This window comes from Enhydrobacter sp. (assembly GCF_030246845.1).
GTDB lineage: Bacteria > Pseudomonadota > Alphaproteobacteria > Reyranellales > Reyranellaceae > Reyranella.
The window spans coordinates 1,678,950-1,692,015 of sequence record NZ_CP126889.1 but is presented as its reverse complement, the minus strand read 5'-3'; the positions used below and the strand labels follow the sequence as shown (position 1 = coordinate 1,692,015).

Sequence of the window (13,066 nt, the reverse complement as noted above, 5' to 3'; positions counted from 1 at the left end):
CATCCCAAGGCATTTCTTTGCGTCATCCCGAGCATCAGCGAGGGATCTTTTGGTGGGCCGATTAAAGGATCCCTCACTACGTTCGGGATGACACCGTCCCCTTCAACGGGACTTGAGTATGCGGTGAGCGGCACTCAACGCGCCGCCGTCGATGTTTTCTGCGCGCCCCAGAAGCCGAACAGTGCGCCGGCGACGCGGCGGATCTGGATCTCCTCGGACCCCTCGGTGATGCGGTAGCGGCGGTGGTGACGGTAGATGTGCTCGAACGGCGTGTGGCGTGAATAGCCGATGCCGCCATGGACCTGGATCGCCCGGTCGGCCGCCTCGCAGACGAGGCGATTGGCGCGGTAGTTGGACATCGCCACCCATTCGCTGACCTGCATATGATGCTGGCGGTCGAGATGCCAGGCGGTCTTGCGCACCAGCCCGCGCGTCATCTCGGCTTCGGTATGCAGCTCGGCCAGCGGGAACTGGATCGCCTGGTTGGCGGCCAGCGGCTTGCCGAACACCTTGCGGTTCCTGGCATAGGCCACTGACATGTCGATGCAGTATTGCGCCGCGCCGAGGCTCGAGGCGGCCTGGCGGATGCGATTCTCGTGCACGAAAGTCTGCGCCACGTCGAGGCCGCGGCCTTCCTCGCCCAGCATCGTCGAAGCCGGCACTTTCACGTCGGCGAGCGAGACCTCGGCATGGTCCGAGGGCATGTTGAAGGTCCACCACATATGCTCGACCTTGAAACCGGGCGACTTGACCGGCACCAGGAACGCGGAGATGCCGCGCGCATCGCCCGGCTTGCCGGAAGTGCGCGCGAAGACGAGGTCGACGGTGGCGGTGTGCATGCCGGTGTTGAACCGCTTCATGCCGTTGATGATCCAGTCGCCGCCCTGCTTGACCGCGGTCGTCTCCATGAAGGTGGCGTCGGAGCCGTGGTCGGGCTCGGTGAGCCCGAAGGCGATCCGTTCCTTGCCCGTGAACATGCCTTCGAGATAGCGCGCCTTCTGCTCCTCGCTGCCGAAGCGGTGCAGCAGCAGCGCCACCGGGAAGTTGCCGACGATCGAGCTCTCGTTCTGCAGGTCGTTGTGCAGGCCGAGCCCTTTGTGCGCCAGATGCTCGCGGATGATTGCCATGGCGAGGTTGGAGCCGTCCTTGCCGCCCAGCGCCTTCGGCAGGCCGAAGCGCAGATGGCCCGCCTTGTCGGCCCGGCGGCGCATCTCGGCCAGCAGCGCCTCCCATTCGGGCCGCGGCTGGCCGTCATTGTCCCAGTCGGTGCGGGCATGCTCGCGGCGATGGTCGAAGAAGCGGATATTGTCGTTCTCGCGCTCGAGCGGCCGGATCTCGCGCTCGATGAACGCGTCGAGCTCGCGCAGGTACGCCGAGATGTCAGTGGGAATATCGAAATCCATGAGCTGCTCCCGTTACTGTCTGAAGTGCCGTTCGTATTGTTCGACCAAAGGCGAAAGATCGGACCAGGCGCGTCTCGAGCGCAGATAGACGTGGCGGATCCTGTAGCGGTCGGCGCCGATCCACGCAGGATCGTCGAAAGCGCCGGCAGGCAGCGTGCGGATACCCGGCGCCGCCTCGAGAGTGAAGCCAAGGTTGGAACCGCAACGCCGGCAGAACTCGACGTCGAGCCAGCGGCCGGATTCGTCGGAAACGTGACGGTAGCGGCCGATCTCATCGCCGATCACCACCACCTGGCTGTTCTCGAACACGACTTCCGTACCGAAGGCGGTGCCGGTGCGGCGCTGGCACCAGGTGCAATGGCAGATCGTCACGCGTGAGGGCTCACCGATCGCTTTGAATCGCACCGCACCGCAAACACATCCGCCTTCGTGCTCCACCGCCATGGCGTGGAGGTTACGCCGCCGGCAGGTCGATGCGGAAGCGGCTGCCGCCGCCGTCTGCCGCCAAGCAAACCGCATCGCCGCCATGACGGCGGGCGATCTCGCGGACGAGGGCGAGGCCAAGCCCGCTGCCGCGGCCGCTCTCGCGTGCCGTGGCGAGACGGTAAAAGGGCTCGAAGATGCGTTCGCGCTCGTCAGGCGGCACGCCCGGCCCATGGTCTCGCACCTCGAGTACGGCACGCCCTGCGGGCATCGTGACCGAGATCTCGATCGGCCCATCGCCGGCATAGCGACGAGCGTTCTCCAGCAGGTTGCGTACGAGCCGACGCAACAGCAGCCGGTCGCCGTCGACCGTAACCGGCGTGCCGTCGGCCTCGATGTCGTAGAGCGCCGCTTCCTCCGCGGCGAGCGCGAGGAGGTCGACGGGCTCGCGGCGATCGAGACCCGGCACGGCGTCGAGGCGGCTGGTCAGGAGGATCTGGTCGATCAGCCCATCGAGCTCGGCAATGTCGCGTTTCAGCGATTCGCGCGTCCTGGGATCCGCCTGCTCGCCAAGGAGCGAGGCGGCTACGCTGATGCGGGCGAGCGGGGTGCGCAGCTCGTGGCTGCAGTTGGCAAGCAGCATGCGGTGCGCCGCCACCAGCGCCTCGATGCGCGCGGCCGAGCGGTTGAAGCTTTCGGCCAGGGCGGCGATCTCGTCGCGGCCTTCGACCTTCACGCGCGCGGCAAGATCGCCGCTGCCGAGCTTGTCCACGCCGGCCTTGAGCCGCTCGATCCGTCGGCCGAGCCCGCGAACCACCGGATAGGCGCCGACCGCAACTGCGGCCGCGACGAGGGCGAGGAAGGCCGCGATCCAGAAGGTCGGGCTGGGGCGCTCGCGCACCTTGCGCGCGACCAGCCATCGCCCGTCGGGAAGCTGCAACGTGAAGCTCGGTCCGTCGCGACCGCGCCGCCAGCCCGGGCGCGCCTTGCGCACATCGAAGCGAGGGGGCGGCCGGCCCGCCTGGGCGATGATCGTGCCATCGGGTCGGTACAAGGCGAGGTCGAAGCGCAGCTTGCGATGCAGCGCCTCCAGTGCCTTCTGATCGTCCGCCGGCGGGGCATCGGCGTCGGGCAGCAACGCGCCGGTGAGCTCGGCCGCGACATCGAGATATTGCGGCGTGCGCGCCTCTTCCTCGGCGACACGCCACAACAGCGCGGCCGCGCCGACGAACACGACCAGGACCGCCACGATGGTGAGATAGAACTTGAGGTAGAGGCGCTGCATCCTCTTAGCTTCTCGCAAACACGCTCAACGGAGCGCGCCACTGACAAGAAACAGGTCATGCGCTGCAGCCACGTCCGTGTCGTCCCGAGCGTAGCGCCTGCCCTGAGCGAAGCCGGAGGGAGGGATCTTTGGCTTACGCCGATCAAGGATCCCTCGCTGCGCTCGGGATGACACCCGCTTTGCGGCAGGCAGCGCAGTTTCATTCCCGAGGGCCGGCACGGCCGGCGACGGACATCGGTGGCGTTCGCGCGCACGACAATGAGCGGCACCGGAGTGCCGCGCTCCCTTGAGATCGCTGGGCCCCATCACCGATCCTGATCGCGGGCGAAGACGTAGCCCGCGCCGCGCAGGGTCAGGATGCGGCGCGGCTTCTTCGGGTCGTCCTCGATGGCGGCGCGGATGCGCGAGATGTGGACATCGACCGAGCGGTCGAACGCTTCCAGCTTCTCGCCCTTCGTGAGGTCCATCAGGGCATCGCGCGTGAGCACGCGCCCGGCGCGCTCGGCAAGCGCCAGCAGAAGCGCGAACTGGTAGGAGGTGAGGGGACGTTCCTCGTCGTCCAGACGCACCAGGCGTGCGCCCTTGTCGATCTCGAGCCGGCCGAAGCGCAGGATGTCGGCTGTCGCCGTCCTGCTGCGGCGGCGCAGGATGGCGCGCAGGCGGGCCTGCAGCTCGCGCGGCTCGAACGGCTTGGCGAGATAGTCGTCGGCGCCGATCTCGAGGCCGACGACGCGATCCATCGGCTCGCCGCGCGCGGTCAGCATCAGGATCGGCACGTCGCTCACGGCGCGCAGCCGACGGCAGAGATCGAGGCCGTCGGCATCGGGCAGCATGAGATCGAGGATGACCGCGTCGAAGCTTTCGCGCTTCAGCCATCCTTCGCCCTCGCGTGCGGTCCCCGCGACGGTGACACGAAAGCCCGCCCCGCCGAGATAGTCGGAGACCATCGCGGCGAGACGGTCGTCGTCATCGATCATCAGGATGCGCTCGGCCATCGATCCAGTATCGGGCCGCGCCGCCCCCGATGTCATCCACGCTTGCCGCGCTGGTGCCCGCGCTCGTGATGGTTCCAGTTCTTGAAGAAGGCCTGCCGCTGCTGCGCCGTCAGCACGTTGCCGGCATCGGTCAGGGCCTTGGTGAAGCGCTTGGAGCTCTCGTCGGCGATCTTCATCTGCTCGGCGCGGATCGACTCGATCCTGGCCGGATCGATGGTCGGCGCCTGCAGGGCGTCCTGCATCGCCTTGCGATTCGCCTGACGCTGATCGCGCAACGGCTTCATGTCCTTGAAGGCCGAAGACATGATGTCGGCGATCTGCTTCTTCTGGTCGACGCTCGCATCCGTGCCGTCGAGCGCCCGGTCGACGCGCTTCTCGATGCGCTGCTGGAACTTCGCGGGGTCGAGCGCCTGGCCGTCCGGCCGGGCGTAGGCGGCGCCGCCGGCCGTCACGGCCAGACTGCCCGCCAGAAGGGCCGCCATCATCGTCTTCAGGTCGAGATTTGCCATTGTCCTCTCCATCGGGTGGTTTCCCGTGACCCCGATATGGCGCAGCGCGGTTTCGCGCCCGTCTCGCCGGTGTAAAGTTATGTAAAGATGACGACCCTGAAGACCGAGCGGCTGACGCTGCGACCCCTGCGCCCCGACGATGCCGAGACCTATGCCGCCATGCGCTTCCATCCGGACGTCGCCCGCTGGCTGTTGCCGGCGACCGGCGATCCGGTCGACGCCGCGCGCGCCGCCATCGAGCGCTATGCACGATCCTGGCGCGAGCGGGGATACGGGCCGTGGGCGATCTTCCGCGGTGATCGGCTGATCGGCCAGGCCGGACTCAACTTCGTGCCGGAATTCGGCGAGACGGAAGTGCTGTGGTCGCTGCACCCGGACGAGCGGGGCCAGGGCTTTGCGACGGAGGCGGGACGCGCCGCGCTCGACTTCGGCTTTCGCACGCTGGGACTGAAACTGATCTTCGCCGTGACCAGGCCGGACAATCACGCCTCGCAGGCGGTGATGGCGCGTCTCGGCCTGGCTTACCGCAAGGATGTCGTCTACCGGGAAGTCCCGTCCGTCTGGTTCGAGACCGACTCCGTGCGCTGGCGTGGTTAGTCCGCGAGGAGCCGGGACGCGGCGCGATGGACGGCCGGGTCGCCGGCGGCGAGGACGGAGCCGTCGGAACCCATATCGAGCTCGCGGCCCCGCCAGTCGGTGATCAGGCCGCCGGCGCCTTCGATCACCGGCACTAGGGCGGCGAAGTCGTAGAGCTTCAGCGAATTCTCGACCACGAGATCGACATGGCCGGCGGCGAGCAGGCCATAGGCGTAGCAATCGCCGCCCCAGCGAAAGAGCTTCACTTGTCGCGCGAGCGCCGTATGGCGCTGCTCCATCTCGCCGGGAAACATGACGGGCGCCGTCGAGTACATGTAGGCCCGGTCGAGCGACGGGCAGGCTCGCACCCGGATCGCGTTGCCGTTCAGCGTCGAGGGCTGTCCGACCGCGCCCAGCCAGCGCTCGCCGAGGATCGGCTGGTCGATGATGCCCAGCACCGGCCTGCCGCGATGCAGGAGCGCGATCAGCGTGCCGAAGATCGGCAGGCCGGTGATGAAGGCCTTGGTGCCGTCGATCGGATCGAGCACCCAGACATATTCGGCGTCGGTGCGCTCGGCGCCATGCTCCTCGCCGAACACGCCGTGGGCGGGAACGGCTGCGGCGAGCAGGTGGCGCATCGCCAGCTCCGCGTCGCGGTCGGCGGCGGTGACGGGAGTGCTGTCGCTCTTGTCGTCGACGGCGACGGGCGTGCGGAAATGCCGGGCGACGATCGGGCGCGCCGCGTCGGCGAGACGATGGCCCAGAGCGACCAGCTCGGCGGGAACCGGTCCGGCCACCACGCCTCGGCTTACTTCTTTTCGGGCTGGCCCTGAGGCTTGTTGTCCGGCTTGCTCTCGGGCTTGGCTTCGGGCAGTGGCGGCGGATTGTCGTTCATCGTCCGCAGGTAGGCGATTACGTCGGCGCGCTCCTGCTCCTTCGGCAGGCCGGCGAAGGCCATCTTGGTGCCCTTGATGAACGCGCTGGGCTTGTGGAGCCAGTGGTTGAGATCCTCATAGGTCCACTCGCCGCCCTTGGCCTCCATCCCCGAGGAATAGCTGAAGCCGGGATGGCTGCCCTTCTTGCGGCCGACGATGTCCCACAGGTTCGGACCGACCTTGTTGGGCCCGCCCTTCTCGTCGGTATGGCAGGACGTGCAGAGCTTCTTGTACAGCTTCTCGCCTTCCTTGGGGTTGGCGCTGGCCAGCTTGGGACCGATCGGCGGCAGCTCGGCAGGCGCCGCCGAACCGGCTGCCGGCTCGGGGGCGGCCTCGCTGACGGCGATTGCCGGCTTGGCGAGATGCTCCGGCTCCACCAGGGCGTTCGACACCTTGCCGACCACCATCGCGAAAAGCGCCGAAGCCAGGAAGCAACCGGCCGCCGTATTGAAATTGACCATTCTCGAATCTCGCCCGCGCAAATTCTTCGGAGGTTGCTGTAGCACGCCCCGAGCGCCGCCAGTAGTATCCCATCGATTCGGGACCCTCACGCGGCGGAACGTCGCAAGTGCCGGATTTAGCACGGTTTTTTGGCATTGCCAGCGGGTTGACGAGGGCGATCCGGCGGGCGAAACAGCGGCGCGCGGGGCGATCGGCGCAAGGCCTGAACGGGGCGGGGAGAGGACGGACATGGCCAGGGCGCGGATCGGCAGGGACAAGGCCGGCAACACGATCGCCTTCCAGGGTGAGCCGGGCGCCAATTCGGACATGGCCTGCCGCGCGGCGTTTCCCTACATGACGACCTTGCCCTGTCCCACCTTCGAGGCGGCGATGGCGACCGTGCAGGCGGGCAAGGCGGCACTGGCGATGATCCCGGTTGAGAACTCGATCGCGGGCCGCGTCGCCGACCTGCACAGCCTGCTGCCGCATACCAGGCTCAAGATCGTCGCCGAGCATTTTCAGCGAGTCGAGCATTGCCTGGTGGCACTGCCGGGCGCATCGCTGAAGACGATCAAGACCGCGAAGAGCCACGTCCAGGCGCTGTCGCAGTGCCGCAATTTCCTCAGGAAGCATCGCATCCAGCCACTGGTCCATGGCGATACCGCGGGCGCCGCGCGGGAAGTCGCCGAGATCGGCGACAAGGGGGTCGCGGCCATCGCGTCGTCGTTGGCCGCGCGCATCTACAGGCTCAGGGTGCTGGCACGCAACATCGAGGACGCCGATCACAACACCACGCGCATGCTGGTCTTCAGTCGCGAGGAGGCGCAGCCGGACTGGCGCAGCGTGCGCTGCATGACCGCGTTCCTGTTTCGCGTGAAGAGCGTGCCCGCCGCCCTGTACAAGGCGCTGGGCGGCTTCGCGACCAACGGCGTCAATATCGTGAAGCTGGAAAGCTACCTGTCCGGACCGCATTTCGAGCAGGCGCAGTTCTACGCCGAGGTCGAGGGTCATCCCGAAGCACGCAGCCTCCGGCTGGCGCTCGAGGAGCTCGCCTTCTTCTCCGAGGAGCTGAAAATGCTGGGGACGTTCCCGGCCAATCCCTTCCGGCGCAAGGGTTGGGACGCGCCGACTCGTCCGGGGACCTGAGGCAGGCGATGGCGCCGCAACCGCTTCGCATCGCGCCCTCGATCCTGTCGGCGGACTTCGCGTCGCTCGGGCGGGAAGTCGAGGCGGTGACGAAGGCGGGCGCCGACTGGATCCATGTCGATGTGATGGACGGTCACTTCGTTCCCAACCTCACGGTGGGCCCGATGGTGGTGAAGGCGCTGCGCAAGCACAGCCGGCTGCCGTTCGACGTGCACCTCATGATCACGCCGGTGGATGCACTGGTGCCGGCCTATGTCGATGCCGGTGCGGACGTGATCTCCTTCCATCCCGAGGCCGGGCCGCACGTGCATCGTACAATCCAGCTCATCAAGGGCCTCGGCAAGAAGGCGGGACTGGTGCTCAATCCCGCGACGCCGCTGGCCGCGATCGAGCCGGTGCTGGGTGATCTCGACCTCGTGCTGGTGATGAGCGTCAATCCCGGCTTCGGCGGGCAGAGCTTCATCGAAAGCCAGCTCGCCAAGATCGCGAGCCTGCGCAAGGCGATCGACGCGCTCGGCAAGCCGGTCGATCTGGAAGTCGACGGTGGCGTCAACGCCGAGACCGCGCGGCGTTGCCGCCAAGCCGGCGCCGACGTCCTTGTCGCCGGCACCGCGGTGTTCCGAGGTGGCCCGGACAACTACGCCGCGAACATCGAGGCGCTGCGGGACTGAACGCGCTCACACCTGCGTATGCTTGCCGCCGGGCTGGCTGATGTCGCCCAGGGCGCCTCCGGCCGTGCCGCCACCATGCAGCGTCGCGACGTCGCCGAGCGACAGGATGCCGACCAGCTCCTTGTCGCGATTGACCACGGGCAGGCGGCGCACCTGCAACTCGCCCATGCTGTGGGCGACATGCTCGATATCCTCGTCGTCGAAGCAGTACATCACCTCATCGGTCATGACGTCGCCGACACGGGTCTGCGGGCCCATGCCGGTCGCCACCGCGCGCAACGCGATATCGCGGTCGGTGATCATGCCGACCAGCCGGTCCCTGTCGCCCACCGGCAGTACGCCGGCATCGACCTCGAGCATGAGCTGGGCCGCCTGCTGGATGGTGTGGCCAGGCACGGTGATCTGCACGGGCGAGCTCATCGCTTCGCGAACTTGCATGGGCATCTCCTGATTTCGGAAGGACGATCGCCCACAAAATGACTGGCTTGCGGTGGCAGTTGCCGAGCGTGCCGGGACGGTACGCTTGCGCACACTGGCGCTCGTCTAAAGCGAGACCTCGCCCTCGAGGACCGGGACGCAGTGGCCGCCCACCGCGGCGCGAATGCCGTCGGCGGTGCGGCGGGCGTGGGCCAGCAGCCGGCTCGGCCGACCCATCTCGACGCCCTGAATCACCTCGTAGGGCTTCTCGCTGTCGGTGCCGAGCGAGAGCAGCAGAGCGGCAAGTGGCGTCGCGGCGCTGCCCGTCGCCGCGTCTTCCATCGTGCCGGACAGTGGCGAGAACATGCGGGCCCGTAGTCCGTTCCCCTCACGTGCATAGAGATAAAGCGGCAGCCGACTGGCCCCGGCGGCCGTGTAGATCCTGGCGGCGTCGCGGAACTTGCCCACATCAGGCGAAGCCTTCGCGAGTGCAGCGGCCGTCACCTCGGCGATGACGAAGGAATTGCCGACCGATGCCAGCACCGGGCGGTGCGCGCTCACGACGACGTCTTCGCTGTCGAGGCCCACACATCCGGCCAGCAAGTCGATCGGCATCTCCGGTCCCAGCGACAGCGGCTGCGGCGCGGCGATGGTCACGAGCCCCGCCGCCGCGCGCACCTCGACAAGGCCCGCGATCTCCTCGAAACGCAGCAGGCCGTTCCGCGCCGTGCCGTGCCGTGCCAGCACCCAACCCGTGCCGACGTTGGGGTGACCGGCGAAAGGCATCTCGGTCTTGCGATTGAAGATGCGGACGCGGGCCGTGTTGCGGCGGTCCGCGGCGGGCAGCACGAACGTCGTCTCGCTGAGATTGAACTCCGCGGCCAGCGCCTGCATCTCGGCGTCGCTCAGCCCCTGCGCCTCGGGGAATACCGCGAGCGGATTGCCGCCGAACCGGCGTTCCGTGAAGACATCCACTGTGACGAAGGAAAAACGGCGCATCGTCCTACACCGGCCAGCTGCCGTCGTCGCGACGAAGCCCGTTGTAATGATCGATCCAGCGCGCCGCTTCGAGGTCTCCGGGCTGGCCGCGCTTGCGGAGCTGGGCGGCGACATTCGCCCGCCGGCTCTTCTCGCCGGGTCCCGGCGGGCCGATCTTGAACTTGGCCTGCATCGCCACGATCCGCAGCCTGACGAAGGCAAGCTGGCGAAGCCGCGCGCCATAGACCTCGCCGTCCGTGATCGTGCCGTGCCGGGCGCCGGGCTCATAGACGCTCAGGAGCTTCGTGAGGCCGGCGGCGACGGCGGCAGGGTCCGTGTCGTGCTCGGCGAGACAATCGAAGCTCACGGCGCGGAAGATCGTCGAACCGCGACCGCCGTCGTCCGGATCGACCCATTCGCTGGGATAGGTGCCGAGATAGTCGGAGACCATGAAGGTGACGCGCGGATTGCGACGGAGCGCCTGGAACGTGGGATCGAGCCGAACGCAATGCATCTCGATCAAATCGCCGTCCTTGACGAACGGCAGGAGGGACAGGCGTGGAAATCCGCCTTCGGCATAGGCGGCCAATGTGCCTTGCTTCTGGCTGGCCACGAACGCGTCCGCCACAGCCTGGGGAACGCGATGATTGGGTGCGTCCTTCATATCCGGCGTTTTAGACGATCTCGGCCCCGATCTCGCCGGCGATACGGCGCAAGCCCTGTACCGAACGGGCCGTGGCATTGCGGCCATCAGCAGGGCAATGCGTCTCGATGCTGGCGACGACCTCCGAGGCTTCGACACCGGCCAACAGGCGCCGAAGCTCCTTCACCCACGGAACGTTCCCGTCTCCCAGGGAAACCGTCCGCCTGGCGGCGATGTCCCGGTCCTTGAGATGGATCAGATCCACCCGCGGCGCGAGCAAGGCGATGTCGGCCTCGGCAGGGGGTGCCGCCATGGCGTAGCTGTTGCCGATGTCGACCAGGGGACGAAGTCGGGCCGCCGGCGGAGGCAGTTCCCGGAAGAAACGCGCGAGCTCTGCGATCGAGCCCAGATTGCACACGGGCTCGTTCTCGAGCTCGACGATGATGTCGTGCCTCGCCGCGAGCTCCATCAGGCGATCGAACGTCCCGAGGAGGTCGCGCGGCGCGAAGCCGGGATGGCGCAAATGGCTGAAGACCCTGATGCGCGACGCACCGAGCGCTGTCGCGATATCGAAGGCGTGGGCGAGCACATCCTTCTGTGGGCACTGCTTGGGGTCGAACGCGAAATCGACCGGACCCGCCGCCGATGCGCCGTCGATTGCCGGCCATTTCAGCAGAGGCGAGACGAAAGTCGGCACCTCGATGCCCGCCGACTTCAGCGTGCGGGCGATGGCCGCGACCTCGTCGAGCGTCATGGCCAGCAGGTTGCGGCCGCCGACCGTGCGCATGTCGAGGCGCCTCACGTCCTGCTCGGTGCAGAAGGAGATCATCTCCGCCAGGGACGGACCGATTTCGTCGCCGATCACGGCGAGGGCGAGCCGGGGAAGTGCCATATCGCGACCCTACACCGGGTCGCGCAGTTTGGCTAAAGTCGGAGCGACAATGGAGGAGCGGTATGGCCGACGATGCCGAGATCTTTGTGGGCGCGAGCGACGCCGATCAGTATCTCCTCCTGAAATACGGCAACCGCCACGGCCTCATCGCCGGCGCCACCGGCACCGGCAAGACCGTGAGCCTGCAGACGCTGGCGGAGGGCTTTTCCGCCTTCGGCGTGCCGGTCTTCATGGCCGATGTGAAGGGCGATCTTTCCGGGATCAGCCAGCCCGGCGCCGACAACCCCAAGGCGATCGAGCGGGCGAAGCTTCTCAAGCTCGATGGCTACAAGGGTCGCGGCTTTCCGACGATCTACTGGGACCTGTTCGGCGACAAGGGCCATCCGGTGCGCACGACTGTGAGCGAGATCGGGCCGGTGCTGATGGCGCGCCTGCTGCAGCTCAACGACACGCAGGAAGGCGTGCTCAACATCGTCTTCAAGGTGGCCGACGAGCAGGGCCTGCTGCTGCTCGACTTCAAGGACCTGCAGGCCGTGCTGCAGTGGACGGCGGAGAATGCCGGCAGCCTCACCACCAAGTACGGCAATGTGAGCAAGCAGACCATCGGCACCATCCAGCGCACGCTGCTCACCTTGCAGCAGCAGGGCGGTGAGCGCTTCTTCGGCGAGCCGGCGCTCGACCTCAAGGACATGATCGCGCGCGATCCGTCGGGCGCGGGCTACGTCAATGTGCTGGCCGCCGACCGGCTCATGCAGAGCCCGAGGCTCTACAGCACCTTCCTGCTGTGGCTCCTGTCGGAGCTCTTCGAGGTGATGCCCGAGGTGGGCGACCCAGAGCGTCCGAAATTCGTGTTCTTCTTCGATGAGGCCCATCTTCTGTTCGACGACGCGCCCAAGGCCCTGCTCGAGAAGGTCGAGCAGGCGGTGCGGCTGATCCGCTCCAAGGGCGTGGGCGTCTTCTTCGTGAGCCAGAGCCCGCTCGACATTCCCGACACGGTGCTCGGCCAGCTCAGCAACCGAGTCCAGCACGCACTGCGCGCCTTTACGCCGAAGGACCAGAAGGCGGTGAAGACGGCGGCAGAGACGTTTCGGCCCAACAAGAAGTTTTCGGCCGTCGACGCGATCGTCGAGCTGGGGGTGGGCGAGGCGCTCGTCTCGTTCCTCGACGCCAAGGGCGTGCCGACGCCAGTGGAACGCTGCTTCATCGCCCCGCCGCAGGGCCGCATCGGACCGGCCAGCAACGCCGAGCGGGCCGCCGTCATCAAGGCGAGCCCGCTGGCCGGCAAATACGAGCGCCCGGTCGATCGCGACTCGGCCTATGAGGTGCTGACCGGCCGCGCGACGGGAGGCCAGGTGCAGCACGACGACGGTGGCGCGCCCAGCGGCGGCCAGCGGCGGCAAGGCCAATACGGCTCTGTCCCGCCGCCGGTCGATGCGCCGTCCTCGATGCCCACGCCGACCGCAGGCCCTTGGGGAAGCGCGCCCGCGCCGGAGCCCGCACCCGGGCCCGAGGAAGAACCCGAGCGGCCGCGGCCCAGGCTGCGCGAAGCCCAGGCGCCGGCGCCCCCGCCCCAGCCGAGGGCGCCGGCGCGGCGCAGCGATTCGATTGGAGAGGCGATCGCCAAGTCGGCGGCCCGGACGGTGACCAATATCGCCGTGCGCGAGGCGTCGCGGGCGATCTTCGGCAGCGGACGCAACAGCGGCATCCTCGGCAACATCGTGCGCGGCGTGCTGGGCGGGCTGCAGAAGTAGC

Annotated in this window: 15 protein-coding genes; 4 read left to right on the top strand and 11 right to left on the bottom strand. The window is 67.7% G+C overall.

Going from position 1 to position 13,066, the window contains the following annotated elements; all coding sequences use genetic code 11:
* Nucleotides 1-134: 134 nt before the first annotated feature.
* The 5 genes from OJF58_RS08545 to OJF58_RS08525 form a co-directional block, all read right to left on the bottom strand.
* Nucleotides 135-1,403 (bottom strand): acyl-CoA dehydrogenase family protein, encoded by a 1,269-nt coding sequence (locus OJF58_RS08545; RefSeq protein WP_300783514.1) that lies wholly within the window; start codon nt 1,401-1,403, stop codon nt 135-137.
* 12 nt (nt 1,404-1,415) lie between these two features.
* Nucleotides 1,416-1,775 carry a GFA family protein gene (locus OJF58_RS08540; RefSeq protein WP_300783512.1) on the bottom strand — a complete coding sequence of 120 codons (360 nt, stop codon included), beginning with the start codon at nt 1,773-1,775 and terminating at the stop codon, nt 1,416-1,418.
* An 82-nt stretch (nt 1,776-1,857) separates the two neighbouring features.
* The gene (locus tag OJF58_RS08535) at nt 1,858-3,111 is read right to left on the bottom strand and encodes a HAMP domain-containing sensor histidine kinase (protein WP_300783511.1); all 1,254 of its coding nucleotides are present in this window, start codon (nt 3,109-3,111) and stop codon (nt 1,858-1,860) included.
* Nucleotides 3,112-3,416: 305 nt separating this feature from the next.
* Complete coding sequence (locus OJF58_RS08530; RefSeq protein WP_300783510.1) at nt 3,417-4,106, bottom strand: response regulator; 690 nt, start codon at nt 4,104-4,106, stop codon at nt 3,417-3,419.
* Nucleotides 4,107-4,138: 32 nt separating this feature from the next.
* Complete coding sequence (locus OJF58_RS08525; protein WP_300783508.1) at nt 4,139-4,615, bottom strand: periplasmic heavy metal sensor; 477 nt, start codon at nt 4,613-4,615, stop codon at nt 4,139-4,141.
* A gap of 87 nt (nt 4,616-4,702) precedes the next feature.
* Between OJF58_RS08525 and OJF58_RS08520 the strand changes: the two genes are divergently transcribed.
* On the top strand, nt 4,703-5,212 hold the full coding sequence (locus tag OJF58_RS08520) for a GNAT family N-acetyltransferase (RefSeq protein WP_300783506.1): 510 nt from the start codon (nt 4,703-4,705) through the stop codon (nt 5,210-5,212).
* Here OJF58_RS08520 and hisN read toward each other — a convergent pair.
* Together hisN and OJF58_RS08510 are read right to left on the bottom strand one after the other, a co-directional pair.
* Nucleotides 5,209-5,988 (bottom strand): histidinol-phosphatase, encoded by a 780-nt coding sequence (hisN, locus tag OJF58_RS08515; RefSeq protein ID WP_300783504.1) that lies wholly within the window; start codon nt 5,986-5,988, stop codon nt 5,209-5,211. The genes OJF58_RS08520 and hisN overlap by 4 nt on opposite strands.
* 11 nt (nt 5,989-5,999) lie before the next feature.
* Complete coding sequence (locus OJF58_RS08510; protein ID WP_300783502.1) at nt 6,000-6,587, bottom strand: cytochrome c family protein; 588 nt, start codon at nt 6,585-6,587, stop codon at nt 6,000-6,002.
* A 229-nt stretch (nt 6,588-6,816) separates the two neighbouring features.
* Here OJF58_RS08510 and OJF58_RS08505 point away from each other — a divergent pair, with 229 nt between their 5' ends.
* Nucleotides 6,817-7,713, top strand: coding sequence for a prephenate dehydratase (locus tag OJF58_RS08505; protein WP_300783501.1), 897 nt, complete (start codon nt 6,817-6,819; stop codon nt 7,711-7,713).
* 8 nt (nt 7,714-7,721) lie between these two features.
* A complete protein-coding gene (rpe, locus tag OJF58_RS08500; RefSeq protein ID WP_300783500.1) occupies nt 7,722-8,384 on the top strand; it encodes a ribulose-phosphate 3-epimerase in 663 nt (220 codons plus the stop codon).
* Nucleotides 8,385-8,390: 6 nt separating this feature from the next.
* On the opposite strand, the gene OJF58_RS08495 is transcribed toward rpe, so the two are convergent.
* The 4 genes from OJF58_RS08495 to OJF58_RS08480 form a co-directional block, all read right to left on the bottom strand.
* Nucleotides 8,391-8,822: a CBS domain-containing protein gene (locus OJF58_RS08495; RefSeq protein WP_300783498.1), complete on the bottom strand. Its 432-nt coding sequence runs from the start codon at nt 8,820-8,822 to the stop codon at nt 8,391-8,393.
* 105 nt (nt 8,823-8,927) lie between these two features.
* On the bottom strand, nt 8,928-9,800 hold the full coding sequence (locus OJF58_RS08490) for a PhzF family phenazine biosynthesis protein (RefSeq protein WP_300783496.1): 873 nt from the start codon (nt 9,798-9,800) through the stop codon (nt 8,928-8,930).
* Between the two features lie 4 nt (nt 9,801-9,804).
* Nucleotides 9,805-10,392 carry a hypothetical protein gene (locus tag OJF58_RS08485; RefSeq protein ID WP_300783494.1) on the bottom strand — a complete coding sequence of 196 codons (588 nt, stop codon included), beginning with the start codon at nt 10,390-10,392 and terminating at the stop codon, nt 9,805-9,807.
* Between the two features lie 61 nt (nt 10,393-10,453).
* On the bottom strand, nt 10,454-11,314 hold the full coding sequence (locus OJF58_RS08480; RefSeq protein WP_300783492.1) for a TIM barrel protein: 861 nt from the start codon (nt 11,312-11,314) through the stop codon (nt 10,454-10,456).
* A 62-nt stretch (nt 11,315-11,376) separates the two neighbouring features.
* Between OJF58_RS08480 and OJF58_RS08475 the strand changes: the two genes are divergently transcribed.
* The gene (locus OJF58_RS08475; protein ID WP_300783491.1) at nt 11,377-13,065 is read left to right on the top strand and encodes a helicase HerA-like domain-containing protein; all 1,689 of its coding nucleotides are present in this window, start codon (nt 11,377-11,379) and stop codon (nt 13,063-13,065) included.
* Nucleotide 13,066: the final 1 nt, after the last annotated feature.

Coding starts and splice junctions, on each gene's coding strand:
- OJF58_RS08490 (WP_300783496.1), bottom strand. CDS start 9,800: ATGCGCCGTTTTTCCTTCGTCACAGTGGATGTCTTCACGGAACGCCGG.
- OJF58_RS08480 (WP_300783492.1), bottom strand. CDS start 11,314: ATGGCACTTCCCCGGCTCGCCCTCGCCGTGATCGGCGACGAAATCGGT.
- OJF58_RS08495 (WP_300783498.1), bottom strand. CDS start 8,822: ATGCAAGTTCGCGAAGCGATGAGCTCGCCCGTGCAGATCACCGTGCCT.
- OJF58_RS08525 (WP_300783508.1), bottom strand. CDS start 4,615: ATGGCAAATCTCGACCTGAAGACGATGATGGCGGCCCTTCTGGCGGGC.
- OJF58_RS08475 (WP_300783491.1), top strand. CDS start 11,377: ATGGCCGACGATGCCGAGATCTTTGTGGGCGCGAGCGACGCCGATCAG.
- OJF58_RS08505 (WP_300783501.1), top strand. CDS start 6,817: ATGGCCAGGGCGCGGATCGGCAGGGACAAGGCCGGCAACACGATCGCC.
- OJF58_RS08545 (WP_300783514.1), bottom strand. CDS start 1,403: ATGGATTTCGATATTCCCACTGACATCTCGGCGTACCTGCGCGAGCTC.
- OJF58_RS08530 (WP_300783510.1), bottom strand. CDS start 4,106: ATGGCCGAGCGCATCCTGATGATCGATGACGACGACCGTCTCGCCGCG.
- OJF58_RS08520 (WP_300783506.1), top strand. CDS start 4,703: ATGACGACCCTGAAGACCGAGCGGCTGACGCTGCGACCCCTGCGCCCC.
- rpe (WP_300783500.1), top strand. CDS start 7,722: ATGGCGCCGCAACCGCTTCGCATCGCGCCCTCGATCCTGTCGGCGGAC.
- OJF58_RS08535 (WP_300783511.1), bottom strand. CDS start 3,111: ATGCAGCGCCTCTACCTCAAGTTCTATCTCACCATCGTGGCGGTCCTG.
- OJF58_RS08510 (WP_300783502.1), bottom strand. CDS start 6,587: ATGGTCAATTTCAATACGGCGGCCGGTTGCTTCCTGGCTTCGGCGCTT.